Here is a 23,444-nt window from a genome sequence, read left to right on the forward strand (position 1 = left end):
TTGAAGTGCGGGACTTTTCTGGCGTATGCCTATGCGTATCACATGTTAGCGTTGAAGTTTTAGTCATCACATTTTGCTAATGCTGGCTACGCTAATAGAGCGACACCTCGTTCGGCTCACCACAATAAAATATTCATCCGGGTGGTGATTGCCTGGGGATGGCCATAGGAGGGTTTCATGAGCATCTTTGACCACGTTCAAGACCGTTTTGCCCGCGTGCAGCAAGAAGACATGAGTTTGGAAGAGTATCTGGCGCTTTGTCGTCGTGACCCAACGGTTTATGCCAGCGCCGCGGAGCGCATGCTGGATGCCATCGGCGAGCCTGCTGTTATTGATACGGCAAAGGACCCGCGCTTATCGCGTATTTTTTCCAATAAGGTGATACGCCGCTACCCGGTTTTTGCTGAGTTTCATGGTATGGAGGAGGCCATTGAGCAGATCGTGGCTTACTTCCGTCATGCCGCCCAAGGGCTTGAGGAGCGCAAGCAGATTCTCTATCTGCTGGGGCCGGTGGGTGGCGGTAAATCATCACTTGCGGAGCGCTTAAAACTGCTAATGGAGCGCATCCCTTTTTACGCCATTAAAGGCTCACCCGTTTATGAGTCGCCGCTTGGGCTGTTCTCACCTGAAGAGGATAGCGAGCTGCTTGAAAAAGAGTATGGGATTGCGCCGCGCTATCTGAAAAGTGTGATGTCCCCTTGGGCCGCCAAGCGTTTAAAAGAGTACGGCGGCGATATTTCCCAGTTTCGTGTAGTGCGTCTTTATCCTTCGCGGCTGCACCAGATAGCAATTTCTAAAACGGAACCGGGTGACGAGAATAACCAGGATATCTCCTCGTTAGTGGGTAAAGTCGATATCCGCCAGCTTGAGCTTTACTCCCAGGATGACCCGGATGCTTATAGCTTCTCGGGCGGGCTTTGCCGCGCTAACCAAGGGTTAATGGAATTCGTTGAGATGTTTAAGGCGCCGATCAAGGTGCTACATCCGCTGTTAACCGCCACCCAAGAGGGGAATTACAACCCAACGGAGGGGATGGGCGCCATTCCGTTTGATGGCATTATCCTGGCGCACTCCAACGAATCCGAGTGGCAGGCATTTCGCAATAACCGCAACAACGAGGCCTTTCTTGACCGCGTATATATCGTCAAAGTGCCTTACTGCTTGCGAGTATCTGAAGAGATCAAAATCTATCAAAAGCTACTGGAAGACTCCTCCCTCAATGCCGCACCCTGCGCGCCCGATACGCTGCGCATGCTGGCACAATTCTCGGTGCTGTCTCGGTTAAAAGTGCCCGAGAACTCCAGTATCTACTCCAAAATGCGCGTGTACGATGGCGAAAATCTAAAAGATACCGACCCGCGTGCCAAGTCGATACAAGAGTACCGCGATGCGGCAGGTGTGGACGAAGGCATGCAAGGACTCTCCACTCGTTTTGCGTTCAAGATTCTTTCCAAGGTGTTTAACTTTGACAGCACCGAAGTTGCCGCTAACCCGGTGCATCTGCTGTATGTGCTGGAGCAAGCGCTTGAGCGTGAGCAACTGCCCTCTGAAGTATTTGAGCGTTATCTGGGCTTTATTAAAGAGTTTTTGGCTCCGCGCTATGTGGAGTTTATTGGCAAAGAGATCCAGACGGCTTATCTCGAATCCTACAGCGAGTATGGGCAGAATATTTTTGATCGCTATGTGACCTATGCCGATTTCTGGATTCAAGACCAGGAGTACCGCGACCCGGATACCGGCGAGCAGTTGAATCGCCAATCGCTAAATGAAGAGCTTGAAAAAATTGAGAAGCCAGCGGGCATCTCCAATCCCAAGGACTTCCGTCATGAAGTGGTTAACTTTGTGCTGCGAGCGCGTGCCCAGAACAATGGCATGAATCCCAGCTGGCAGTCGTATGAGAAGCTTAAAGGGGTTATTGAACACAAGATGTTTGCCAATACCGAAGAGCTTTTGCCGGTCATCTCGTTTAACGCCAAGGCCTCAAAGTCGGACCAGAAAAAGCACGAGGACTTCGTCGCTCGGATGGTGGAGCGCGGCTATACCGAGAAGCAGGTGCGTCTGCTTTCCGAGTGGTACCTGCGCGTGCGCAAGTCGCAGTAAGCGCCGGTACTGAAAAGGCCCTTTGGGTTAAGGAGGTCGTATGACCTACTTTATTGATCGAAGACCTAACGCTAAACATAAGAGCGCGGTTAACCGTCAGCGCTTTTTGGAGCGCTACCGTCAGCATATCAAGCGCTCTGTTGAAGAGGCGGTTAACCGCCGCTCCATTACTGATATGGAGCGCGGTGAAAAAATTTCTATCCCCACCAAGGACATTTCCGAGCCGGTGTTTCAGCATGGCCCTGGTGGGGCGCGCAATATCGTCTCGCCGGGTAATAAAGAGTTTCTACAGGGCGACAGGATTCGCCGCCCCAGTGGCCAAGTCGGCGGAGGCGGCGCGGGTGAAGGGAATGCTTCTGACCAAGGCGAAGGTAACGACGAGTTTGCGTTTACGCTTAGCCGGGAGGAGTTTTTAGAGTTTGTTTTCGATGGCTTGGAGCTTCCGCACCTGCAGCGTAAGCCGCTTAAATCATTGGAAGAAGTGAAAATGGTGCGCGCGGGCCTTTCCCGGGATGGCGTGCCCTCGCGTATCAGTATTACGCGTTCCATGCGGGAGGCCTACGCCCGCCGTATTGCCATGCGAGCACCGATCAAGCGAGCGCTAAAAGAAGCTGAGCAAGCACTGGAGGCAGAAGAGCGCAAGGACAGCGTGCTACGTAATCCGGCACGGGTGGCTGAACTGAAAGCTGACATCGAGCGTTTAAAGAAACGCATCGAGGCAGTGCCGTTTATTGATACCTACGATTTGCGCTATCACCAGTTGGCAGCGCAGCCTCAGCCCTCAAGCCAGGCGGTAATGTTCTGTGTCATGGATGTTTCAGGCTCCATGACACAGAACCATAAAGACATTGCGAAGCGGTTTTTTCTGCTGCTTTATCTTTTTTTAGAGAAACACTACGAAAAGGTCGAACTGGTGTTTGTCCGCCACCATACAGCCGCAAAAGAAGTGAGTGAGGAGGAGTTCTTTTACTCCCGCGAAACGGGCGGCACCATTGTCTCAAGCGCACTCACGCTGGTGGATAACATTATTCAAAAGCGCTATCCCGCTGAGCAGTGGAATCTATACGTGGCTCAGGCATCGGATGGCGACAATTGGGACGATGATTCCAATACCTGCCGCAATTTACTGATTAAAAAGCTGATGCCTCAACTTCAGTACTACGCGTATGTAGAAATTACCCCTCACGATCATCAGTCGCTTTGGCATGAGTACCAGAACGTCGCTGAACACTTTCCTGAACGCTTTACGATGCGCCAAATTGTCGAAGCCAGTGATATTTACCCTGTTTTTCGTGAGCTGTTTAAACGCCGCTTGAATCAAGCGCGCTAAACGCGTGCGTGTTGAGGAGTACGCTATGAATGCGTCCCAAAAGCCCATTGCGACTGGTTCTGACTGGAATTTTAGTATTCTGGAGCACTTTAACGACAAGCTGGCTGCGCTTGCCGACGAGTACCGCCTGGATACGTACCCCAACCAAATAGAAGTCATCACCACCGAACAGATGATGGATGCTTACGCCAGTGTGGGCATGCCGGTGGGCTACTATCACTGGTCGTTTGGTAAGCAGTTTCTGGCCGTTGAGCAAGCTTACAAGCGGGGCCAAATGGGCTTGGCATACGAGTTGGTGATTAATTCCAACCCTTGCATTGCCTATTTGATGGAAGAGAACACCCTGATGATGCAGGTGCTGGTCATGGCGCATGCCTGCTATGGGCATAATTCCTTCTTCAAGGGCAATTATTTGTTTCGTACCTGGACCGATGCCGAATCGATCGTTGATTATCTGGTGTTTGCACGTCACTACATTGCTAAATGCGAAGAGCGCCACGGCGTTCATGCGGTTGAGCAACTGTTGGATGCGTGTCACGCGCTGCAAAATTACGGCGTTGACCGCTATAAGCGACCTTCGCCGATCTCGGCTGAAGAGGAGGCCAGGCGCCAGGATGAACGGGAAGCCTACCTGCAAACGCAAGTGAATATGTTGTGGCGTACGATTCCTGAGCCGCCTGACAATGCGTCACCGCTGCCTGGTAGCCTTAACAGCGACAACGATCCGCTAGGACTGCACAGCGGCGGAATTTACCCGCCGGAGCCTCAGGAAAATCTGCTCTATTTTATTGAAAAAAATGCCCCGTTATTGGCCCCTTGGCAGCGTGAAATAGTACGTATTGTGCGCAAGCTGGCGCAGTATTTTTACCCCCAGCGCCAAACTCAGGTCATGAATGAGGGGTGGGCATGCTTTTGGCATTACACGTTGATGAATCGCTTGTATGACGAAGGCGATGTTGATGAAGGTCTGATGCTTGAGTTCTTGCAGTCTCACGCCGCGGTCATTAATCAACCTGACTTTGATAGTCCTTACTTCAACGGTATCAATCCGTATGCGTTGGGGTTTGCCATCTTTATGGACATCAAACGGATATGCGAAGCACCGACCGAGGAGGATTATCAGTGGTTTGCTGATATTGCGGGTACGCCTTGGCGTAGTACGCTTGAATTTGCTATGCGCAACTTTAAGGATGAGTCGTTTATTCAGCAGTTTCTGTCGCCCAAGGTAATGCGCGACCTTAAGCTATTTTTAATTGTGGATGATGATCAGTCGGAAACACTCGAAGTTGCGGCTATTCATAATGAACAGGGCTATCGCCGGGTGCGCGATGCGCTTTCTACTCAGTACGCGCTGTCGGTGAAAGAGCCAAATATTCAAGTGGTTGAGGCTGATATCCGGGGCGATCGCTCATTAACACTGCACCACGTGCAGGACGGTCGCCGCCCCCTTGGGCGTAGTGCCTACCCGGTTATTCGGCACCTGCATGAGCTTTGGGGGTTCCCCGTACGCCTGGTTTCCATGGATGAAGGGCGGGTGACGCATCGCTACCGTTGGCCCATAGAGGAGGAAAGTAAAGACAACCCGTAAATGGTCACCGCTTACCGGTGAGTACAGTGAAAAGTCCCTGCGTTTGGCAGGGATGTTTAGCAGCCTTACCCCTGAGCCACCCAGGATTGACACCAGCCACCAGGTTCAACGCTGTTTTCAGGAAACAGCTGGCAGCCTTGATTAGCAGAGGTATAAAACATGCAGTTGTCGCACCGTTCACCTGATGTATAAGCAGGGTGGTCGCTGGCATCACTCGCTTTTTCAACATAGTTCAGCGCTTGGGCACTGGGTGCTGAAGGGGCAAGGCGAGGTAGCGATTGAGCAAAGGCCGTTCTCGATAAAATACCGATGCCCAAGGGGAGGGTTGCCAGCCCCCATACACTGGTGCGTATAAAATGACGGCGGCTCTGATTAGCCATGGTCTCTCCTTATAGGTCACTCTCATTTGACCCTAAATATCGCGTTGTTATCCATCCATGCTAACGAATAGATGCGTGGTGCGCGACTTCTTCGTTCAAGGCAAGGATTTAGAGAGATTTCGTGTCCAGGCTGCGGATTTAACCAGGCCTGTTATACTCCACGCTTTGGCGGCTGTTGACGTTTTTCTTGCGTATTACGCCACTAAACAGGTGTAGACGGTGTGAGTAAAATGACGATAGGCCTCGGTATCACTTACATTTTTTTAGTGAGGGCGCTATGCAAAACGCAGTTATTTTAATTAATACTGAAAAAGGCCAGGTCAAAGCAGTAGCAGAGCGTTTAGCGGACGTGGAAGGCATTAGTGAGGTGTACTCCACCTGTGGGCGTTATGACCTGGTAGCCATTGCACGTACCCCGAATTTTGAAAGCCTGGCTGAGCTGGTGACCGAGCGCCTTAACGAGGTTGAGGGGATCAGCGATACGGAAACGCTTAACGCCATGCAGGTACATTCACGCCACGACCTTGAAACCATGTTTTCACTAGGCTGGTAATGTGGACATAGGCACCGGCCACCGCAATGGCCGCGTGTCATAAGCGGGCGATAAAAATTAGCGTGTGGGGAGTAGGGGAACGTGGGGATATCGTTTTGGCGCTGGCGTCGAGAGGGGCGACGTCTGGGCGTCGCTTTGCTGTTTGTGGTCGCGGGAGCGGGGTTATGGGAGTTTCAGGAGCGTCAGCATCAGGATGCGTATACCTGGATGGGCGTTCCCACGTGGGAGAGTTTTCATCCCACCACGTTTCACCGCGTATTACGCAATGAGGGCTATTTAGTTGGCTGGTCGGATGTGCGTGTTAACCCGCTGTGGGTGAGTTACCAGCTGGAGGCGGTGCCGGAAGGGACCCAGATTGGCTCACGGCCCAGTTTTCAAGCGGATTGGCGGACCCTCTGGCCGGTAAAAACCGACAGCTATGCCCGGAGTGGCTATGACCGGGGACATATGGCACCTAACTATGCCATTGCCGCAGTGCACGGGCGCGATGCCCAGGTTGATACGTTTTTGATGAGTAACATGACGCCGCAGCGGCCTAATCTAAATCGTCAGCTGTGGCAGCGGTTGGAGGAGTCGGTGATCAATCACTTTGCGCCGCGTTTTGATCGCGTACAGGTGATTACCGGGCCGATATTCCCTGAACATTTTATGGATAATGTGTTTAATCGGGTGGGTTTTGTCGAAGTGCCAGAGGCGTTCTATAAGATTATTGTTGCCCCACACGATGAGGCACCGCTCGCGCTGGCGTTCATCATGCCCCAGGACGTTCGCGGCAACGAACCGTTAGATGATTACCTGGTCACTATTAATGACATAGAAGCGCGTACCGGGCTTAATTTTTTCCCGGACCTGACACCCGAAATGGAAACCGTGCTGGAAGGTGAGTTGCGTACGCAAGGGTGGGCACTGGAGGAGGTCGCACGGCGACCTGGGCGTTTTCAGTAGCGTAACGTTTTTGATTAGCGTAAGTGGACTATTTAATGTGCTTCAGCTGGGGGGGGGGAAAGCCCTCAGTAATATCGACGAAATAAGGAGGCTAAATACGACGTAGTAGAACAACGCAAACGTAGGCACAATATTCAAAATATGGGGATTAATAATAGAAAGGATTGTTCAATGATGCGGACGGGACCAACGTAATGGTGCCCAGGAGAGGACTTGAACCTCCACGTCCATACGGACACTAGCACCTGAAGCTAGCGCGTCTACCAATTCCGCCACCTGGGCGCATCATTTGTACTGCGGGTATTTTGCTGATTGTATTCGTATGGTGCCCAGGAGAGGACTTGAACCTCCACGTCCATACGGACACTAGCACCTGAAGCTAGCGCGTCTACCAATTCCGCCACCTGGGCGAATACATATCAAGCATCAACCACATCAACTTGCCGCTGCACCCGCTACTCATGAAAAGAGGATAACATGAGAAAACATGGTGCCCAGAAGAGGACTTGAACCTCCACGTCCATACGGACACTAGCACCTGAAGCTAGCGCGTCTACCAATTCCGCCATCTGGGCAAGTGGCGCGTATGATACCGGGGTGCTGGTTAAATGCAAGACCTGAAAGATAATTTTATGGCGCAAATTGCACAATTGCTGCTTAAGGTGGTTGGGTCATGGAACATGCAGCGCTATACTGGCCCCATGACCAAACAAAATATGACGTTTTTCAGCTTACTGCTTATTAACGCAGTCGCTGACTATCCCTACCTGCAGCGACTATCCGCTGCTGTTTTTGTCCGCCTCCCGCAAATGCAATTAAGGATGTCGATCGCATGAAGTATTGGACGTTGAGTGATGATCCGCACGCCGAGCGCGAGGCGCAAAAATATGATAATCCGGCGCCTAGTCGTGAGTATCTGTTAGCGGCGTTGGAAACGTACGGCAAACCGATTACCCATGAAAATATGAGCCGCATGCTGGGCATCGAGGACGAAGATCACCTTGAGGCCGTTCGCCGCCGGATGGCGGCCATGGAGCGTGATGGTCAAGTGTTGCGTGACCGGCGCGGCGCTTATGCATTAATTGATAAGCTTGATTTGATCAAGGGCAGCGTACTGGGGCACCGGGACGGTTTTGGCTTCTTGATTCGTGATGATGGTAAAAAACCAGATCTGTTGTTACCTCCTCGCCAGATGCGTCGCGTGTTCAGCGGTGACCATGTATTGGTCCGTATCAGCGGCACAGACCGCCGTGGCCGCGACGAAGCGACCATTGCCGATGTAATCGCCCGCAATACGCAAACAATGGTGGGTGTATATCGCAGCAATACGCCGGAATTTGGCATACTGATTCCTGAAAATCCACGTATTACTCAGGAAGTTATTATTCCTCACAGTGCCAGCGCTGGGGCGAAGGATGGCCAGGTGATTTCGGCCAGAATTGTTCAGCAGCCGGCTACCCGCGTGCAGCCTGTGGGTGAAGTGATTGAAGTGTTGGGTGAGCGTATGGACCCTGGCATGGAAATCGATATTGCGATTCGTAGCTACGATATTCCTGCTGAATTTCCGCCTGAGGTGCTGGATCAAACCAGCGGCATTTCAGCGGAAGTGCTGGAGGAAGATAAAAAGCATCGCGTTGACCTGCGAGATACACCGCTGGTTACGATTGATGATGAGTCTGCCAAGGACTTTGATGATGCCGTGTGCGCGTGGCAAACCAAGTCAGGCAGTTGGAAGCTATTAGTCGCGATTGCGGATGTCTCTCACTATGTGCGTCCGGGAACGGCGCTGGATAATGAAGCCCGCACGCGGGGTAACTCGGTGTATTTTCCGGGGCAGGTGGTGCCCATGCTGCCGGAGCTTTTATCCAACGGTCTTTGCTCGCTCAATCCGAACGTGGATCGCCTGGTCATGGTCTGCGAGATGAATATCTCCAAGACCGGGGCGATCAGTCGCTACTCCTTCTATGAAGCCGTGATGAACTCTCATGCTCGCCTCACCTATAACAAAGTGGCGGCGATGCTTGATAACGAGAGCGAAGAGGGCAATGCGCTGCGTGAGGAACACCGCGAGCTGGTGAAGCCGCTGCAAAACCTGCATGAGCTTTATCACTTGCTACGCGGGGCTCGTGAAGCGCGTGGCGCGATTGATTTTGATACCACTGAAACGGCGATCATCTTCAATGACGAGCGCAAGATCGAAAAAATTGTGCCGCGTAAGCGTAACGATGCGCACAAGTTAATTGAAGAGTGCATGCTGGCCGCGAACGTTGCAACCGCACGTTTTCTTGATAAGCACGACCTGCCCGCATTGTACCGTATTCATGAGCGGCCAACGCCTGAGCGGTTGGATAAGCTGCGCTTGTTCCTGAACGAATTGGGCCTTTCCGTGGGTGGCGGCGATATGCCTACGCCGCAGGATTATCAGGCACTACGAGAGGCAATTGTTGATCGCCCTGATGCCGATATTATCCAGACAGTCATGCTGCGCTCCATGAACCAGGCGGTGTACTCACCGCAGAATGAAGGTCACTTCGGCTTGGCATATCAGGCGTATGCGCACTTTACGTCGCCGATTCGTCGTTATCCTGATCTGCTCGTGCATCGTGCCATTCGTTCGGTCATCCGGGGGCCGCGTCAAACCAATACCGTCGTGCGCGTTGACGGAGCGCCGGTCGATCCGCCGAGCAAATGGTGCCCTTATACATTTGAGCAGATGCTTGAACTTGGCGAACACTGCTCAATGACTGAGCGTCGCGCCGATGAAGCGACCCGTGATGTAGAAAGCTGGCTGAAGTGCGAGTTTATGTCCGACAAGCTGGGCGAAACCTTTGAAGGCACGATTGCGTCGGTTACCCAGTTTGGCTTGTTTGTGCGTCTGGATGCGTTCTATGTCGAAGGCCTGGTGCATGTGACGTCGCTGCCGTCGGATTATTATCACTATGAGGCAGAGAAGCATCGCCTGAAAGGCGAGCGTACCGGAACCACCTATCGCTTGGGTGATGGCTTGACGGTGCAAGTGGCGCGCGTCGATATGGACGACCGGAAAATTGATTTCAGTTTGACCGACGATAAGCCTCGCCCGCGCCGCCAGCCGCGTAAACGCCGCAGTGGCGACACTAATGAAGCGGCCGCTCCCAAGAGCGACGCTGCGCCCAAAAAAGATAAGCCATCTACGCGTCGTGGCCCGCGACGTACGCGTCAGTCAACGCCCAGGAGAAGTTAAGTATGAAATCGGCGTCGTCTCGACGTGGTGCACGTACTACGGTACGTACGCCGGATGGGCTGGACCAGGTCTATGGTACCCACGCCTTGCAAAGTTTGTTGGAGCGCGGTGAAACGCCGCGCGAGCTATGGGTTCAGCAAGGAGCCGGTAGTCGTTTGGCCGAAGTGGTTGCTCAGGCGCAAGCGCGTGGTGCGCGAATTAAAGAGCAGCCGCGTGACCTGCTGGACCAGTTGACTCAAGGGGCTGCGCATCAGGGAGTGGTGGCGTTCTGCCCGCCACTTACGCCTGAAGGCGAAGAGTCCTTGTGGTTAAAGCTGCGTGCCTGGCAGGCGCCAACACCGCCACTTTTGCTAGTGCTGGATGGCGTGACAGACGTGCATAACTTTGGTGCCTGCTTGCGCAGCGCCGATGCTGCTGGGGCACATGGCGTTATTGTGGCAAAAGACAAGGCGGCACCGCTAAACGCAACCGTGCGTAAAGTGGCTTGCGGTGCTGCCGAGGTAGTGCCGGTTTATCAGGTCACCAACATGGCGCGTACGCTTGCCAAGCTTAAAGATGCCGGCGTATGGATTACCGGTACAGCAGGTGAAGCCCAGGCTAGTGTATTTGACATCGATTTGACCGGCCCTACTGCGCTAGTAATGGGAGCAGAAGGGAAGGGCATGCGGCGTTTAACCCGGGAAGCCTGCGATAACCTGGCCAAGCTACCTATGGCAGGGCAGGTTTCAAGCCTTAATGTCTCTGTGGCTACCGGGATTTGTTTGTTTGAGGCAGTACGACAACGCCAGCTTGCAAGTTAACCCTGCGCCCACTAGAATACCTGCGCCCGTTTGTCTACAGGCGGGCGCAGATGTTTACGTTGGTTAAATACCTGTACGTTAGTTGAACACCAGTTCTGCTTAATGCCTTAAATTGCCGTTTGGCGGTAAGTTAGGTGCATTTCAGTAACTCCTTGCTTCCCTGTCGTCGTTCTCGCTTGTGCGGGGCACACACCGGAAGCTGTCAAACCGCAAGGAGATCTCATGCGTCATTATGAAATCGTGTTTATGGTCCACCCGGATCAGAGCGAGCAAGTGCCGGCTATGGTCGAGCGCTACACCAGCATCGTTACCGAAAACGCTGGTACTGTACATCGTCTTGAAGATTGGGGCCGTCGTCACCTGGCTTACCCGATCAACAAGATTCACAAAGCCCACTACGTGCTGATGAACGTTGAATGTACTGGCGAGACGCTCGAAGAAATCGAGAACATCTTCCGCTTCAACGATGCCATCATCCGCAGCCTGGTTGTACGCTGCAAGGAAGCGGTTACTGAAGCTTCTCCGATGATGAAGCCGGCAGAAGAGAAGCGTCCGCGCCGCGAAGACAAGTCGCGCGCTGATGAGTCCGAGTCTGATTCAGACGTCGAAACTGCCTGATTCTATCCACTGCACGTTTTAAGGAGCTAATCCATGGCACGTTTTTTCCGTCGCCGTAAGTTTTGCCGCTTCACTGCTGAAGGCGTCAAGCAGATCGACTATAAAGATCTGGACACTCTGAAAGCTTATATCACCGAAACTGGCAAGATCGTTCCGAGCCGTATCACCGGCACTAAAGCACGCTACCAGCGTCAGCTGGCGACTGCTATCAAGCGTTCGCGCTACCTGGCGCTGCTGCCCTACTCCGATAGCCACCAGTAAGCGTTTAACGTGATGCTGGCACTGGCAAGATGGCTAATGCGAGGGCTGCCTTACGCCGTAGGCGGGGCAGCGCTGGCCACGTTAGTGCCGTGGCTGTTTTGGTTAGGTGCTGCTATTGCTGCTTTGGTAACTCTGCGTAAAGGCTTTGCACCTGCGCTACCGGTTATTATCGCAGCGGCGCTACCCGCCGGTTTTTGGTGGTCGCAAGGCGACGTTATCCCGCTGGCCAGCGTATTGCTGGTAACGCTGATGGCGGTTGTCCTGCGTGAAAGGATGCGTTGGAGTGAAGCGTTGCTGGCGGGCACATTCGTGGCTGCAGCAATGGTACAGTTCGGCATCTTTAGCCTGCCAGGCGACATGGGGCCAATGCTTGAGCAACTACGACAAGGCTCTCCGGACGTTGATCGTATGCTCACAGAGTTGGCTAATCAGGGGTACGATACCCAAATGCTGGCTGCCATTGTGGTGGGGGGCGTTACGGGGCTTGTGGTTCTGATTGCGTCGATTGCATGTTTAGCCTTGGCGCGAAGCTGGCAAGCGGGGTTATATAACCCGGGCGGGTTTCGTGAAGAGTTTCATGCGTTACGACTCGCACCCAAAGAGCTTGCCGTGTTAGCGGTGCTTTGTGTGGTCGGCATGATGCTTGGGGGACATGCGTTAGCAGTACTCGGCTGGATACCACTACTCGTTGCCGGCATTGCGTTAGTGCATGGTTATATTGGATTAAAGGGGATGAACGGGCTGTGGCTGGTAGCATTTTATGTGCTGCTGATCACGACCTGGCCCACGATTCTCATTGTGCTGCTGTTGGGGCTGATTGATACATTCGCGAACATTCGCGCACGCCTTGCCCGCGGCAACTGACAAGAGGTTTACGAGATGGAAGTCATTCTGCTCGACAACATTGGTAAGCTGGGCGGCCTGGGTGACAAGGTCACTGTTAAGCCTGGTTATGGTCGTAACTACCTGGTGCCTTACGGTTTAGCCGTACCGGCCACCAAAGAGAACGTTGACGCGTTCCAGGCACAGCGTGCTGAGCTTGAAGCTCAAGCGGCTGAGCGTAAAGCAGAAGCCCAAGCCCGCGCTGAGCAGCTGAACGACATCGAGCTTTCGCTTGTGTCTAAAGCTGGCGACGAAGGCAAGCTGTTTGGTTCTATCGGTCCTCGTGATCTGGCCGACGCTATTTCCTCTGCTGGCATCGAGGTTGCCAAGAGCGAAGTGCGTATGCCGCAAGGCCCGATTCGTCAAACTGGCGAATACGACATCGACCTCCACCTGCATGCAGAAGTGGACGCCGTTGTTCGCGTGGTAGTCGTCGCAGAGTAAACTTTGCTGCTGCTATTTACGCCAAAAGGGCGCGGGATTTCCCGCGCCCTTTGTTATTTAAGCTCTGTGTTATTTAAACCCTGTGTTATTTAAGCCCGTTGCTATTTAACGAAGGCTTATTTTCAAGCGGCTAGTGGTTTGTTGAAAGCCCTGAGCGTTTAGAAATAACCCTTTATGCGATGACCTAGCGGTGGTTGCTAACGGTTTGTCCGATTAAGATAGTGGTCTTTGTCGGCTATGCTGCACTATTGAAAGGAGCTCGCTATGGACCAGCCTTCTGCTGATCAGGAAACGGCAGCGCTGAAGCTGCCGCCGCATTCGCTGGAGGCGGAGCAGTCGGTGTTAGGCGGGCTAATGCTGGATAATCAGGCGTGGGATACGGTTTCCGAGCGCCTGGTAGCCGATGACTTTTATCGTTATGAGCACCGTTTGGTGTTTAACGTCATGATTCATCTGGCGGAGTCTGGACAACCCCTTGATGTCATCACCTTGTCTGAAGCGCTTGAAGAGCGAGATCACCTGGATACCGTGGGTGGCTTGGCTTTCCTGGCGGAGCTTGCCCGCAATACGCCTTCGGCGAGCAATATTCGCGCCTATGCGGATATTGTGCGTGAGCGGGCAACGCTTAGAAAGCTGATTCGAGCGGCGAATCAGATTGCAGAAGGCGCCTTTGCCCCCCAAGGGCGGCCAGCCGATGAACTGCTTAATGAAGCTGAGCGGTTGGTTTTTCAGATTGCCGAAGAGCGCCCTAAAACGGGTGGCCCAATTGGCATGAGCGAGCTTCTCACCAAAGCGGTTGATCGCATTGATGAACTCTTCAACCTGAAGGGCGAAATGACGGGGCTATCAACCGGCTTTCGTGATCTGGATGAGATGACGTCAGGGCTTCAGCCTTCGGACCTGGTCATCATTGCCGGGCGTCCCTCCATGGGTAAAACCACGTTTGCGATGAACCTGGTCGAACACGCGGTTATCTCCAGCGATAAGCCCGTGATGGTGTTCTCCATGGAGATGCCGGCTGAATCGCTAATGCTCAGGGTGCTGTCATCGCTTGGGCGCATCGACCAAACCCGCGTGCGTTCGGGGCAGTTGGAGGATGAAGATTGGCCGCGCCTAACGTCGGCGGTCAATCTGCTTAAAGACAAGCAGCTCTTTATCGATGACACCGCTGCGCTTTCACCTAATGAAATGCGCTCGCGCTTGCGCCGTGTCGTGCGTGAGCACGGCAATATGTCGCTGATCATGATCGACTACCTTCAGCTGATGCAGATCCCCGGTTTTTCTGAAAACCGCACGGGGGAGATATCGGAAATTTCGCGCTCGCTAAAAGGCTTGGCGAAAGAGTTTAAATGTCCGGTAGTGGCGCTTTCTCAGCTTAACCGCTCGCTGGAGCAGCGCCCCAACAAGCGCCCGGTTATGTCTGACTTGCGGGAATCAGGCGCCATCGAGCAGGATGCGGACGTTATCGCCTTCGTCTATCGTGATGAGGTGTATAACCAGGATAATCCAGATAATCAGGGCTTGGCTGAACTCATTATCGGTAAGCAGCGTAACGGGCCTATCGGAACGGTGCATATGGCGTTTATCGGCAAATATACCCGTTTTGAAGACCTGGCTCCCGACAGCTATGGCGAAGCTTTTGGTGACTAGAGTGAGGGTGTGACCAGCATCACGTCCTTGATATATTGAGCATACGGAAAAAAGAACGAACGGGAGTAATTCATGGCAGGTGGTTTTCGGCGTGGTAATCGTCAGCGTCTTCCCAAGCTTCAAGGGCGCGGAGAACTTCAGGAATTAGAGCGCGAAGGGCCTTTTAAAGAGTGGCTGGGTATGCCAGACCTTTATCGCTATCAGCTGGTCGTTGATGGTGAGAAGTACAGCTATCAAACAGAAGATGCTGAGCTTCCGGTCGCTATCGGCGATAACGTGGTATTTCGCTACAAAGAGACCAAGGGCGGTAACTGGATTGATCGTAACTCGCTTGGTAAGGCGATTGATCCTTCTGAATATCAGTAGCTTGGCTGTGTTAATAGACTGATAGCCTGGAAACCTCCTGAAAAGTTGCCCTCTTGGTCAATAAGTGCCAATGTAAGGTAACAGGAATGTAATAGGACGCAGTCATGCTGGGTCCTATTGTTGTATCCAATAACAGGAGGGAATCATGGAACTGAAAGCACTTAAACAGTTCGTCGATAGCCACGATAATTTCGAAATTCGCGTTATTACGCATTCGGGTAGTCGTTTTTATCAGCTTGAACTTGAAGATGTAGAAGGCGCGCGGCATATGCTCACCCAACGTGGTAAGCCCATGCTGTTTCGCTCGTTAGATGATGTGTATTTGGAACTAAAACGTGCGGGTATTCATCGCGCGTATCTGGTTCAGCATGTGCCTCAGGACGAAGTTATTGGTCGTGACGCGCATTATAGCGAGCCGCTAGCCTCACGAATGCCGCTGGTTTTTTAAAAAGCGGTTGATGAATCACTCTGTGTATTTACTGAATGCACACACAACAGTTAGCGTAACGTTTTTCCCACCCTCGCCTAAACCCTAATGCGGTGACAGGCAAAGAAACAGCAGCCTGCATTCATCTTTTCTTGCAGGCTCGGTAGCAACAAAGCCCTACCAGCATCCTGGCCAGCGCACTGCTTTAACCGCTTAACTTGCCTCTATTCGCCGTGCTTTCCAGGTGTTTTGCTTCTGACCACCTTGCCGCTATTTTTTAAGTATCTTCGATCTGTGCTTAAAGCGTATTTGAAGTAAGGCGCGGGGCGGCGGGGTGCCACTTTACCGGTGGTTATACAAATGATGTTGATAGTATAACTTTATGCCGCGCCTTATCGAAAAGTGTTAAGATTTTTGATAATTAGAAGCCGTCTTTGGAGTAAGCGTAATGACCGATAGCGTTGTGGTGGCCCAGCCGGGCGAAGGCCGCTTGGCCCATGCATCCAGTGATCATCCGGCCGTGCCGCGGGCAAAAGTAGGTGTAGTTCTGGCTAACCTGGGGACGCCCGATGCCACTGATTATTGGTCGATGCGACGTTATTTAAGTGAGTTTCTCTCCGACAAGCGGGTAGTCGATTATCCCGATTGGAAGTGGCAGCCGCTTCTGCAACTGATTATTTTATCCAAGCGGCCTTTTTCGTCGGGTAAAGCGTATAAAAGCATTTGGAACACCGAACAAAACGAAAGCCCGCTACTCACGATCACGCGGGCGCAAACCGAAAAACTGACGGAGCAGCTTAAGGCCTTATACGGCGACAACGTTGAAGTGGATTTCTGTATGCGCTACGGCAATCCTTCAACGCGCAGTGTGCTCACGCAGATGAAAAAAAAGGGCTGTGAGAAGATTGTTTTCTTTCCGCTCTATCCACAGTACGCCTCGCCGACCACTGCAACCGCCAATGACGAGGCGTTTCGCGCCTTAATGAAGATGAAGTGGCAACCCTCTATTCGTACGGTGCCCGCCTATTTTGATCACCCTGCTTATCTACAGGCACTGGCTAATTCAGTAACAGATGTTTACGCCGAACTTGAGACGCGGCCCACCAAGTTAGTTGCCAGCTACCACGGCGTGCCTGAGCGCTATTTGATGCAAGGCGACCCCTACTATTGCCAGTGCCAGAAAACCACGCGTCTCCTGGGCGAAACGCTAGGTTTTAGTCAGGAGGAAGTGGATACCACCTTTCAATCACAGTTTGGTCCTGAAAAGTGGGTGGGGCCTGCAACGGTCGAGCACGTAGCCGCGCTTGCCAAGCAGGGCCATAAACATATTGCGATTCTATCGCCTGCTTTCTCCTCCGACTGTGTGGAAACGTTAGAAGAAATCAAGGAGGAGATCCGCGATAGCTTTATGGAAGCAGGCGGCGAAACGTTTAGTTACATTCCCTGCTTAAATGATCGTAATGATCACATAAAGGCGCTGCTGGACATCGTTAATAACGAGCTTTTGGGTTGGCTTCCACGGTCGTAATGAGCCGATAATCAAGGCGTTATAAATGGCGATGAAGTAACGATAAGCACGCTATCTATTTGATTTTGAATGATTGCCTGGTAACAGGCAGTGGCCTGTTATAGAGTCTACGACTTTATGATCACCTCGCGTGTTTAAAATAGGCGCTGTTACTCTACGGCTTTCAGCGTGCTCGTTAAAATCTGGTCCGAGCGCTTAAGACAGAGCGCTTAAGACAGAGTGCTTGAGAGAGGGTGCTTGAGAGAGGGTGCTTGAGACAGAGCAGTTAAGAGAGAGCAGTGAACAGGGATGATGATCGCTACTCACCGCGAGAGGTATTGATGCTCAACGAACCCGCTTCATCATGGGGCGGATACACAGGAGATATCGCTAGATGCAATTCGCCGTTTTGATGGGGTTTGTATTAGCCGCGTTGGCACCACTTATGCAGCGCTGGTTTGCAGACCGTACGAGTTTGGTATTGGCCCTTTTTCCTGCGCTCATCGCTGCGTGGCTGTTTTCTCAAGCACCCACAATCATCAATGACGGCCCGCTGCTAATGGAGTGGCAGTGGGTGCCTTCGTTAGGTATCAGCCTCACCTTTATGCTGGATGGGTTGTCCTTACTGTTCGGCTTGTTAATCAGCGTTATTGGCGCATGCGTGTTGGTGTATGCGGGGAGTTACTTAAAAGGCCACCCGGAGATCGCCCGGTTTCATATCGCGCTGATGGCTTTTATGGTGTCCATGCTGGGGCTGGTGTTGGCCGATGGGCTGATCACACTGTTTATTTTTTGGGAGTTAACCAGCGTTACTTCGTACCTGCTGATCGGGTTTAACCATACCGATATGCAGGCGCGTAAGTCGGCTCGCCAAGGGCTTTTTGTCACTTTTGCGGGTGGGCTTGCGTTGATGGCCGGGCTTATCTTGCTGGGCATCGCCAGCGACCAGTGGTCGTTAACCGATATTCGCGCAATGGAAACCGACCTGCGAGAGCATGCCCTTTATACGCCCATGCTCATCTGTTTGCTGTTGGGGGCTTTCACCAAGTCAGCTCAGTTTCCCTTTCATTTCTGGCTGCCCAACGCCATGGCGGCACCTACACCCGTCTCGGCTTATTTGCACTCCGCCACCATGGTTAAAGCCGGTATTTACCTTATGGCAAGGCTTCAACCTGAACTGGGCGGGACGGCGCTTTGGATAAGCGTTCTCTCTGTGGTGGGCGCTATCACGCTGCTGCTGGGCGCCTTCATGGCTATTCATCATACGAACATTAAAAAGCTGCTGGCTTACTCAACCATCATGGCGCTCGGCACGTTGACGATGCTGTTGGGCATTGGTACCGAGTACGCCATGACAGCATTTGTAACTTTTTTGCTCGCACACTCCCTCTACAAGGGGGCGTTGTTCATGGTGGCCGGTATTCTCGATCATGAAACGGGCACCAAGGATGTCACCGCAATGGGCGGGTTAAGGTCTTTGATGCCGGTGACGGCCACCATTGCATTGATAGCGGCGCTATCACTTGCTGGGGTGCCGCCGTTGCTTGGCTTTATTGGCAAAGAGCTTAAGTTTGAAGCGGTGCTGGGCGCAGGGGATTTTCAAGGCTTGCTAGTCGTGTTCGCGTTTGTCAGCGCGATTATGACTATCGCCGTGGCGGCGATTGTTGCGCTACGGCCTTTCTACGGCAAGCGTCACGAAACCCCAAGAACGCCGCATGAAGCACCTTTCGGCATGTTAATGGGCCCCGCACTGCTAAGCGTAGGCTCGCTGGTTTTTGGCCTGGCGCCCGCCATGTTTGGCGTTGATGCTCTTTTAACGTCAGCGGCAAGTGCGGTGGCTGGTCAGCCGAGAGAAGTGGCGCTGTCACTTTGGTACGGTGTTAATGCGGCGCTGATAATGTCCGTTGTTAGCCTGGGGTTGGGCTTTTTGCTGTTCAAGTACTGGGACAGCGTACGAGGCAAGCTTACGCTGCTGGCCCCTCTTATGCGCTACGGCCCGGAAGCGGGCTATGAAGGCTTGTTAAATGGCCTGGTACGGTTTGCGGAATGGCAAACCCGAGTGCTGCAAAATGGCTATATGCGCAACTATATTTTGGTCATGCTGGTCGTGCTGATTACGCTGTTGGGTAACTCCATTCTGGTGCGTCACTCTCCGCTGTTAGCCTTTGAACTTGATGTACGGTTTCATGAGGCTATCGTCGTCGGCACAATGGTGATGGGTGCCCTGTATGCAACGATCACTCGCTCCCGGCTGGGCGCCGTCGTGTCAGTGGGTATTATGGGGTTCTCAATCGCGCTGGTCTTTATTCTTTTCAGCGCCCCTGACCTTGGGATCACCCAGCTTCTGGTTGAAACGCTCACGGTTATTTTACTGGTGCTGGTACTGTTCAGGCTGCCTCGCTTCTCGCATCTTTCGACCAGCCTGGAGCGTATTCGCGATGGTTCGGTAGCTGCGATGATGGGCATCTTGATTTTCCTTCTGATCATGACTGCCTGGAGTATTAACCAGTTCGAGTCCATTTCTACCTATATGGTTGAAAACAGCGCACCGCTCGCTTTTGGCCGCAACATCGTCAACGTAATTTTGGTGGATTACCGGGCGCTGGATACGTTGGGCGAGATGTTTGTACTGGCGCTAGCCGCCATTGGCGTTATCGCTATGCTGAAGCTGCGCCACGAGCCAGAAAGCGCTAAGCCCACCAATGACAGCGGGAATACTGATAGCAGGGAGCCGTACGATGGTTAAATCGGGAACGATTATTTTAAACACGGCGGCCCGCTTTCTAATGCCGCTACAGCTTATGTTTTCGATATTTTTGCTGCTTCGTGGACACGACGAGCCCGGCGGTGGGTTTATTGCAGGGTTAGTGGCGGCGGGGGCGTTTACCTTGTATCTGCTGGCGTTTGGCGTCAGTGCCACAAAAGAGGTATTACGGATGGTCGACCCTCGCGACTTGATTGGCGTGGGGCTGTTGTTAGGCATGATTTCTGTTGTACCTGCCTGGTTTATGGGTCAGCCGTTTTTAACCGCGCAGTGGTGGACCATTCCGGTTATTGATTTTAAAGCCTCCACCCCGCTGATTTTTGATATTGGCGTTTACTTGGCGGTGTTGGGAGCGGTGATTGGTATGGTGATGGCGTTGATGGAGGTGGATAAGGATGAGCCTTAACATAACAGGAGGATTCGCATGGAACCGGTAATGGCGCTAGCGATTGGGGTTATGTATGCCACCGCTATTTTTATGATGCTGCGACGCTCCATTGTAAAACTGGTTATTGGGCTACTGCTGCTTTCCAACGCTGCTAACTTATTGATCTTTACTACTGCCGGAATGACGCGGGGCGCGCCACCGCTGATTCCAGAAGGTATGGTTCAGCCTATGGGCGATGTCGCTGACCCGTTGCCCCAAGCCGTTGTACTGACGGCTATCGTTATCGCATTTGGTGTGCTGGCCTTTGCTGTTGTATTGATTCGTCGTGCCTATGAAGTGGTGAAGGCTGATGACATGGATAAGATGAAGGATACTGATACGTGAGGCCTGAAGTTGCTCTTCCCGTCCTTTTACCCTTACTTTCAGGGGCTATTTCACTACTGTTTTGGCGTTCAAGGCCAATGCAGCGCTTTATCGCAGTCGCTGGAAATATAGCATTTCTGATCGTTAGCCTTTGGCTGTTTACGACAACCCTTTCCGAAGGCTATGTCACCATGCAAATGGGCAGCTGGCCTGCGCCGTTTGGGATTACGCTCATCGCCGATATGTTAAGTGCGGTGATGGTGCTACTGACCGGTATCATCGGCCTCGCCATGGGGATTTACTCCTTGGCGACGACCGGTCGTGGCCATGAGAAATTTGGCTACTATCCGTTAATGCACTTGTTGTTAGCCGGGGTGGCGGGAGCCTTTTTGACCGGCGATATCTTCAACCTGTATGTATGGTTTGAAGTAATGCTGGTGGCCTCTTTTGCGCTACTGATTTTGGGCGGCGAGCGGGCCCAGATGGAGGGAGCAATAAAGTACGTAACGCTTAACCTGCTGGCGTCGGTGATCTTTCTGACAGCGGTGGGGCTGCTGTACGGCACGGTCGGTACGCTTAACATGGCCGATATCGCACTGCGCATGAATGTCGTTGAGCACAATGGGATGGTCGAGGTGCTCGCGGTGATGTTTATGGTGGCCTTTGGGATTAAGGCGGCGGCCTTTCCGCTCTTTTTCTGGCTGCCTGCGTCTTACCATACGCCGCCGGTTGCCGTTTCAGCGCTGTTCGCAGGCCTTCTCACCAAAGTAGGCGTATATTCACTGTTCCGCGTGTTTACCTTGATCTTTGACCAGTCGATGGACTACCTACAGGAAATAATGTTGTGGGGGGCGGTGCTTACCATGGTGACCGGGGTGCTGGGTGCGGCTGCTCAATATGAGTTTCGGCGTATTTTGTCGTTTCATATCGTCAGCCAGATTGGTTATATGATTCTGGGCTTGGCGCTGTATACACCCTTGGCGATTGCTGGCGGCGTGTTTGCCATCATGCACAATATTGTTGTCAAGACGAACCTGTTTTTGATTAGCGGTATCACTCACCGCTTACAGGGCACGTACCAGCTAAAAAAGATGGGTGGGCTTTATAAAGAGCGCCCTTGGCTTGCCGTTGCGTTTTTTATCTCAGCATTTTCCCTCGCGGGGGTTCCTCCGTTATCCGGATTCTTCGCCAAGTTTGTCATTGTGCGGGCAGGTATTGAAGCCGAGGCGTATGTGATTACTGCCATTGCCTTGGGTGTGGGGTTATTAACGCTCTACTCCATGGTCAAGATATGGAACGAAGTCTTCTGGAAATCCTTGCCAGACGATAATCAGGTGCCTGTATCGAATACACCCTCTGGGGATGACGGGCGGCTTATTAAACCCAGCCTGTGGATGATGTATTTGCCCGTGGTGGTGCTGGCTCTGTTTTCAGTGCTAATCGGGGTTTTTGCTGAACCCATCATGAGCGTGATGACCACTATTGGTGACCAATTGCTGGCCCCCAGAGGCTATATTGATGCGGTGTTGGGCGTATCCGCGAGTGTTGAGGATGCGCTACTGATACCAGGCGAGTTGCAGGTAGAAATAATAGGCGGGGGGGACGCGCCATGACCGGTGCTATTTGGAACCTGCTGTTAGGATTGGCGTGGGTGCTACTAAGCGGCGACTTCACTGGCTTAAACCTGCTGGTAGGCATGATTTTCGGCTATATCACGCTGGTGATGATTGAGCCGCAAGTCAGCGCATTAAAAGGCTACCCGGCCAGGATTCCGCGCATTATTGGCTTTCTGGGCTTTTTTCTAAAGGAGCTTGTTCAAGCCAACCTGCGTGTTGCGTTTGATATTGTGACGCCGCCTTGGCACATGCAGCCAGGCGTGATTGCCATGCCGCTTTCCGCACGCACTGAAATGGAAATTACCCTGGTGGCTAATCTGATCTCTTTAACACCGGGAACGCTGAGCCTGGACGTCTCTGATGACCGCAAGGTGCTTTATATCCACGCCATGTTTCTTGATGATGAAGAAGAGCTAAGACGTAACTTAAAAGAAATGGAGCATCGAGCCCTGGAGTTATTTCGCTAATGGATACGGTTCTCTTGATTAGCCAGATCATTATGGGGCTGGCGCTAATTTTGACATTTGTGCGTGTGGTGCGCGGGCCAAGCCTGCCTGACCGAGTAGTGGCGCTTGAGCTTTTTTCTACTACAGTGGTCGGGCTGGTAGGCGTTTACGCCATTCAATCCGGGGTAGCCAGCTTTCTGGATGCCGCTATCGTTATTGCGCTAATGGGCTTTCTGGCCGCGATTGGCTTTGCACGCTTTTTGGAACGGGGAGGGCCTCGCGATGATTGAAACGATTAAAGGTGTGCTATTGCTGACAGGCTCTTTATTTATGCTCTTGGCGGCTATTGGCTTGCTACGTTTGCCGGACCTGCTAACGCGTATGCATGCCACTACCAAAGCGGCGGCATTAGGCGTTATTTTGATCATGCTGGCATCGGCGATGCATTTTTCTGAGGTAGGCGTGGTCGCTCGCTCCTTTGCGATTATCGTGTTTATCCTGATGACAGCCCCCGTTGCGGCGCATGTGATAGGACGGGCGGGTTACTTTGTGGGCTCTCGACTTTGGAGTGGTACGGTCAAGGATGAGCTTCGTCCCAACTACGACCCGTTAACCCACGAATTAAAAAGCGGTATGGAAACGAATGAAAATGCTAAACGTCAGCCACGAGCAACGGATCCCGATTAATGTGTTTCACTAATTTAGCGGTTGGTAAATAACTAATCGGTAAGAAGCCACCTTCGGGTGGTTTTTTTATAACACAATGTATCAGCAGGAAATGTCAGCGCCGTGA

General features: G+C 52.5%; 24 protein-coding genes and 3 tRNA genes. 23 read left to right on the forward strand and 4 right to left on the reverse strand.

The window, feature by feature from the left end:
* Positions 1-177 precede the first annotated feature (177 nt).
* From ACT3TJ_RS06230 to ACT3TJ_RS06240, 3 genes are read left to right on the forward strand one after another with little or no spacing between them, the layout of a single operon-like run.
* Complete coding sequence (locus ACT3TJ_RS06230) at positions 178-2,100, forward strand: PrkA family serine protein kinase (protein WP_441678267.1); 1,923 nt, start codon at positions 178-180, stop codon at positions 2,098-2,100.
* Positions 2,101-2,140: 40 nt separating this feature from the next.
* The gene (locus ACT3TJ_RS06235; protein WP_192528215.1) at positions 2,141-3,430 is read left to right on the forward strand and encodes a YeaH/YhbH family protein; all 1,290 of its coding nucleotides are present in this window, start codon (positions 2,141-2,143) and stop codon (positions 3,428-3,430) included.
* A 25-nt stretch (positions 3,431-3,455) separates the two neighbouring features.
* On the forward strand, positions 3,456-5,018 hold the full coding sequence (locus tag ACT3TJ_RS06240) for a SpoVR family protein (RefSeq protein ID WP_441678269.1): 1,563 nt from the start codon (positions 3,456-3,458) through the stop codon (positions 5,016-5,018).
* 65 nt (positions 5,019-5,083) lie between these two features.
* On the opposite strand, the gene ACT3TJ_RS06245 is transcribed toward ACT3TJ_RS06240, so the two are convergent.
* Positions 5,084-5,398 carry a high-potential iron-sulfur protein gene (locus ACT3TJ_RS06245; protein WP_441678271.1) on the reverse strand — a complete coding sequence of 105 codons (315 nt, stop codon included), beginning with the start codon at positions 5,396-5,398 and terminating at the stop codon, positions 5,084-5,086.
* Between the two features lie 277 nt (positions 5,399-5,675).
* Between ACT3TJ_RS06245 and ACT3TJ_RS06250 the strand changes: the two genes are divergently transcribed.
* Positions 5,676-5,951 carry an Lrp/AsnC family transcriptional regulator gene (locus tag ACT3TJ_RS06250; protein WP_172116086.1) on the forward strand — a complete coding sequence of 92 codons (276 nt, stop codon included), beginning with the start codon at positions 5,676-5,678 and terminating at the stop codon, positions 5,949-5,951.
* Between the two features lie 81 nt (positions 5,952-6,032).
* Complete coding sequence (locus ACT3TJ_RS06255) at positions 6,033-6,896, forward strand: DNA/RNA non-specific endonuclease (RefSeq protein WP_193057060.1); 864 nt, start codon at positions 6,033-6,035, stop codon at positions 6,894-6,896.
* 195 nt (positions 6,897-7,091) lie between these two features.
* Here the strand turns inward: ACT3TJ_RS06255 and ACT3TJ_RS06260 are convergent.
* From ACT3TJ_RS06260 to ACT3TJ_RS06270, 3 genes are all read right to left on the reverse strand, one after another.
* Positions 7,092-7,178: transfer RNA gene (locus ACT3TJ_RS06260), tRNA-Leu, on the reverse strand.
* Between the two features lie 41 nt (positions 7,179-7,219).
* Positions 7,220-7,306, reverse strand: a tRNA-Leu gene (locus tag ACT3TJ_RS06265).
* Positions 7,307-7,384: 78 nt separating this feature from the next.
* A tRNA-Leu gene (locus ACT3TJ_RS06270) sits at positions 7,385-7,471 on the reverse strand.
* A gap of 33 nt (positions 7,472-7,504) precedes the next feature.
* Between ACT3TJ_RS06270 and ACT3TJ_RS06275 the strand changes: the two genes are divergently transcribed.
* The 18 genes from ACT3TJ_RS06275 to mnhG all read left to right on the forward strand — a co-directional run bounded on the left by ACT3TJ_RS06275 (position 7,505) and on the right by mnhG (position 23,338).
* A complete protein-coding gene (locus ACT3TJ_RS06275; protein WP_441678273.1) occupies positions 7,505-7,732 on the forward strand; it encodes a hypothetical protein in 228 nt (75 codons plus the stop codon).
* Positions 7,729-10,119, forward strand: a complete 2,391-nt coding sequence (gene rnr, locus ACT3TJ_RS06280; RefSeq protein ID WP_441678275.1) for a ribonuclease R — start codon at positions 7,729-7,731, stop codon at positions 10,117-10,119. Before ACT3TJ_RS06275 ends, rnr begins: the two co-directional genes overlap by 4 nt.
* A gap of 2 nt (positions 10,120-10,121) precedes the next feature.
* Positions 10,122-10,919 carry a 23S rRNA (guanosine(2251)-2'-O)-methyltransferase RlmB gene (gene rlmB / locus ACT3TJ_RS06285; protein ID WP_172116090.1) on the forward strand — a complete coding sequence of 266 codons (798 nt, stop codon included), beginning with the start codon at positions 10,122-10,124 and terminating at the stop codon, positions 10,917-10,919.
* A gap of 222 nt (positions 10,920-11,141) precedes the next feature.
* Positions 11,142-11,537, forward strand: a complete 396-nt coding sequence (rpsF, locus tag ACT3TJ_RS06290; RefSeq protein WP_087107800.1) for a 30S ribosomal protein S6 — start codon at positions 11,142-11,144, stop codon at positions 11,535-11,537.
* Between the two features lie 33 nt (positions 11,538-11,570).
* Positions 11,571-11,798, forward strand: a complete 228-nt coding sequence (gene rpsR, locus ACT3TJ_RS06295) for a 30S ribosomal protein S18 (RefSeq protein WP_009097135.1) — start codon at positions 11,571-11,573, stop codon at positions 11,796-11,798.
* A 12-nt stretch (positions 11,799-11,810) separates the two neighbouring features.
* Complete coding sequence (locus ACT3TJ_RS06300; protein ID WP_087107798.1) at positions 11,811-12,662, forward strand: hypothetical protein; 852 nt, start codon at positions 11,811-11,813, stop codon at positions 12,660-12,662.
* A gap of 15 nt (positions 12,663-12,677) precedes the next feature.
* On the forward strand, positions 12,678-13,124 hold the full coding sequence (gene rplI, locus ACT3TJ_RS06305; protein WP_172116091.1) for a 50S ribosomal protein L9: 447 nt from the start codon (positions 12,678-12,680) through the stop codon (positions 13,122-13,124).
* Between the two features lie 264 nt (positions 13,125-13,388).
* The gene (gene dnaB / locus ACT3TJ_RS06310) at positions 13,389-14,774 is read left to right on the forward strand and encodes a replicative DNA helicase (RefSeq protein ID WP_172116092.1); all 1,386 of its coding nucleotides are present in this window, start codon (positions 13,389-13,391) and stop codon (positions 14,772-14,774) included.
* 72 nt (positions 14,775-14,846) lie between these two features.
* Entirely contained in the window at positions 14,847-15,140 is a 294-nt protein-coding gene (locus ACT3TJ_RS06315) for a hypothetical protein (RefSeq protein WP_087107793.1), read from the forward strand.
* 145 nt (positions 15,141-15,285) lie between these two features.
* Complete coding sequence (locus tag ACT3TJ_RS06320) at positions 15,286-15,588, forward strand: DUF6482 family protein (protein WP_172116093.1); 303 nt, start codon at positions 15,286-15,288, stop codon at positions 15,586-15,588.
* A 427-nt stretch (positions 15,589-16,015) separates the two neighbouring features.
* Positions 16,016-17,095, forward strand: a complete 1,080-nt coding sequence (gene hemH / locus ACT3TJ_RS06325; protein WP_444622065.1) for a ferrochelatase — start codon at positions 16,016-16,018, stop codon at positions 17,093-17,095.
* Positions 17,096-17,468: 373 nt separating this feature from the next.
* Positions 17,469-19,820: a putative monovalent cation/H+ antiporter subunit A gene (locus tag ACT3TJ_RS06330; protein WP_444622066.1), complete on the forward strand. Its 2,352-nt coding sequence runs from the start codon at positions 17,469-17,471 to the stop codon at positions 19,818-19,820.
* On the forward strand, positions 19,813-20,244 hold the full coding sequence (locus tag ACT3TJ_RS06335) for a Na+/H+ antiporter subunit B (RefSeq protein WP_087107785.1): 432 nt from the start codon (positions 19,813-19,815) through the stop codon (positions 20,242-20,244). The genes ACT3TJ_RS06330 and ACT3TJ_RS06335 overlap by 8 nt, the downstream gene beginning before the upstream one ends.
* Before the next feature lie 18 nt (positions 20,245-20,262).
* Positions 20,263-20,610, forward strand: a complete 348-nt coding sequence (locus tag ACT3TJ_RS06340) for a Na+/H+ antiporter subunit C (protein WP_172116096.1) — start codon at positions 20,263-20,265, stop codon at positions 20,608-20,610.
* Complete coding sequence (locus ACT3TJ_RS06345) at positions 20,607-22,202, forward strand: Na+/H+ antiporter subunit D (RefSeq protein WP_193057056.1); 1,596 nt, start codon at positions 20,607-20,609, stop codon at positions 22,200-22,202. The genes ACT3TJ_RS06340 and ACT3TJ_RS06345 overlap by 4 nt, the downstream gene beginning before the upstream one ends.
* Positions 22,199-22,672, forward strand: coding sequence for a Na+/H+ antiporter subunit E (locus ACT3TJ_RS06350; RefSeq protein ID WP_193057055.1), 474 nt, complete (start codon positions 22,199-22,201; stop codon positions 22,670-22,672). Before ACT3TJ_RS06345 ends, ACT3TJ_RS06350 begins: the two co-directional genes overlap by 4 nt.
* Complete coding sequence (locus tag ACT3TJ_RS06355; RefSeq protein WP_087107777.1) at positions 22,672-22,941, forward strand: monovalent cation/H+ antiporter complex subunit F; 270 nt, start codon at positions 22,672-22,674, stop codon at positions 22,939-22,941. The genes ACT3TJ_RS06350 and ACT3TJ_RS06355 overlap by 1 nt, the downstream gene beginning before the upstream one ends.
* Positions 22,934-23,338 carry a monovalent cation/H(+) antiporter subunit G gene (mnhG, locus tag ACT3TJ_RS06360; protein WP_193057054.1) on the forward strand — a complete coding sequence of 135 codons (405 nt, stop codon included), beginning with the start codon at positions 22,934-22,936 and terminating at the stop codon, positions 23,336-23,338. Before ACT3TJ_RS06355 ends, mnhG begins: the two co-directional genes overlap by 8 nt.
* Positions 23,339-23,444 lie beyond the last annotated feature (106 nt).

The sequence above is a fragment of the Halomonas sp. AOP30-A1-24 genome (assembly GCF_052378165.1).
GTDB lineage: Bacteria > Pseudomonadota > Gammaproteobacteria > Pseudomonadales > Halomonadaceae > Vreelandella > Vreelandella citrativorans.